Here is a 2,406-nt window from a genome sequence, read left to right on the forward strand (position 1 = left end):
GCCTTCTTCTTTGTAATATTCAGGATGTCCTGTTATGGTAAATCTTTCTGTTGTTGTATTGATTTGTCCATTGACTGTTTGTATAAGTGTTATCAGGAATGTTGTGAGGATGAGATTTTTCATGTTAGTTACTAATAGTATATAGGGAATCCTGGGTATTCACAACTGTTTTGCACAAAAGAACAAAACAAAAAAGGTAAGGAAAAAACGTAGTTTATAGGGACACATATAAAAAAATCAGTTAACAAATAAAAGGTAGGGTATTAATTTCCTTCACCAATATAATATTATATTTTCTTCCTTCCGTAAAATTTTTTTAGCCAGCCTCCAAATGTGATCGAATATGTTTGGTTATTCAATCACCGTGTGTTATCAAACCACCTCATCCCCACCGCATTGTTTTTTTCGTTTACTTTGTCTACAGAAGCAGCTAATCAATGTTCCACGCAAACGACATAAAAGAGTGGCAGCGCCGTATTGGTTTATACGACGATGAAGCGGCGTACCGCGAGCTGTTTCTGCACTTCTACAAACCCCTGCTGAAGTTTGCGGTCTCTTTCGTTAAGTCGGCAGAAACAGCGGAAGAAGTGGTGTCAGATGTATTCATCAGCCTGTGGGAACGCCGCCAGCAGCTGGAGAATGTGAATAACCTGCAGGTGTACCTGTATGTAAGCGTAAAAAATACGGCGCTGAAATACCTGCTCCGGCAAAAGAAGCAATCGGCTATTACCATCGATGATTTGTCTGTAGAGCTGGCAAGTCCGCACCAGGATCCCGAACAGACGTTGCTTACGGCAGAGATGCTGACACGCATTGAAGCAGCTATTGAAGGGTTGCCGCCTCGCTGTAAGATCATTTTTAAGCTGATCCGTGAAGATGGGCTGAAGTATAAGGAGATAGCGGAAATCCTGAATGTGTCTGTTAAAACCATCGACAACCAGCTGGCTGTTGCCCTCGCTAAAATAGCCAGGGTATTGAATGTACAGCTGAAGAAATCACCCCGCTAATACCCCGTCCGGAATTTTTTTTTGTTTCTTTTAGTAGATATTGATCCCAAAAGGTACCTATATACAGAGTAGCTATCGAAACGTTATGAATAATAAGCGCATTTGGGAACTGATAGGCAGGAAACTGGCCGGGGAAGCATCTGCAGAAGAACTGCAGGAGCTGGAAGGGTTATTGCGCGAACATCCTGATCTGCATTTCCCGGTGGAAGCCATTTCAAATATCTGGAAAACAACACCAGATCCGGCTGAAAGGGCGGAAGGAGAAGAGGCGCATACCCGCCTGATCAACCGCATGCAGGAGCGGGGCATTAATATTGGTTTGCCTGCAGAGGAACAGCAGGCCGCTGTATTTCAGCTGGAAGAGGAAAAAAGAAGGCCCTTGCTGCGATACCTTGTTGCCGCTGCAGTTGCCGGGGTACTCATTGCTGCCGCTGCCTGGTGGTGGCAGCCCTCCGGAAAAACTGCGCATTCACCGGCTATCAGCGAAGTGGCTACCCGTAATGGTTCCCGCACTTCTGTACAGCTGCCCGATGGTTCCCATGTATGGCTCAATGCTGGCAGTAAACTTACCTATGGTAAAGATTTTGGCAATAATAACCGCGAGGTGAACCTCAGCGGCGAAGCCTTTTTTGATATCGCTAAAAATGCAGATTACCCCTTTATTATCCATACCGCCCGGATGGATGTAAAGGTATTAGGTACCCGGTTTAATTTAAAAGCTTATCCGGGCGATAAAATAACGGAAGCCACACTGCTGCAGGGCAGCATTGAGGCTTCGCTCAAGGGCCGCCCCGGTGAACGGATCATTCTCAAACCCACCGAAAAGATCATGGTATCAGATGATTCCAGCGCTTTACATACGGTGAAAACCAATGAACCGGTAATGGCCGTGAAACATCTTACCTATTATGCAGAGCAGGAAGATGCTATTGTAGAAACGTCCTGGATGGAAAATAAGCTCGTATTCCGCGATGAGTCATTTGCATCGCTGGCAGCGCGCATGGAGCGCTGGTATGGAGTAACTATTCAGTTTGCAGATAAACAGAAAGAAGAACTGCGCTTTACGGGTGTATTTGCACAGGAAAATATTCAACAGGCACTGCAGGCATTACAAATGACTGCCGCATTTAATTATACTATCCACGGCACTGAAATTATTATTAACCAGTAATATTTCCGTTATGAAAAAAGGTAACAAATTTAATTCATCCTGAGCTGCTGGTAACAAAAAGGGAAATGCGCTAACATTTCCCCCTGAAGCATAACAGGAAGCTTCGCCAATCCTTGAAAACAGCTGGCTTCCATTTTATTACCTCTAGATCTAAAAGTATGAAAAAATCGCTAACAACTGCGAAGCGACCCTCCCATGCCTTCAAAAAAGTCTTATTAATTATGAATT

2 protein-coding genes are annotated in these 2,406 nt (G+C 44.3%); both read left to right on the forward strand.

Features of this window, described 5'->3' with window-relative positions; translation table 11 throughout:
* The first annotated feature begins 437 nt into the window (after positions 1-437).
* Positions 438-1,007 carry an RNA polymerase sigma-70 factor gene (locus VN105_RS08670; protein WP_325639901.1) on the forward strand — a complete coding sequence of 190 codons (570 nt, stop codon included), beginning with the start codon at positions 438-440 and terminating at the stop codon, positions 1,005-1,007.
* 85 nt (positions 1,008-1,092) lie between these two features.
* The gene (locus tag VN105_RS08675) at positions 1,093-2,178 is read left to right on the forward strand and encodes a FecR family protein (RefSeq protein ID WP_325639903.1); all 1,086 of its coding nucleotides are present in this window, start codon (positions 1,093-1,095) and stop codon (positions 2,176-2,178) included.
* The last annotated feature ends 228 nt before the right edge of the window (positions 2,179-2,406 follow it).

It is taken from the genome of Chitinophaga sp. (genome assembly GCF_035564935.1).
Taxonomy (GTDB): Bacteria; Bacteroidota; Bacteroidia; order Chitinophagales; family Chitinophagaceae; genus Chitinophaga.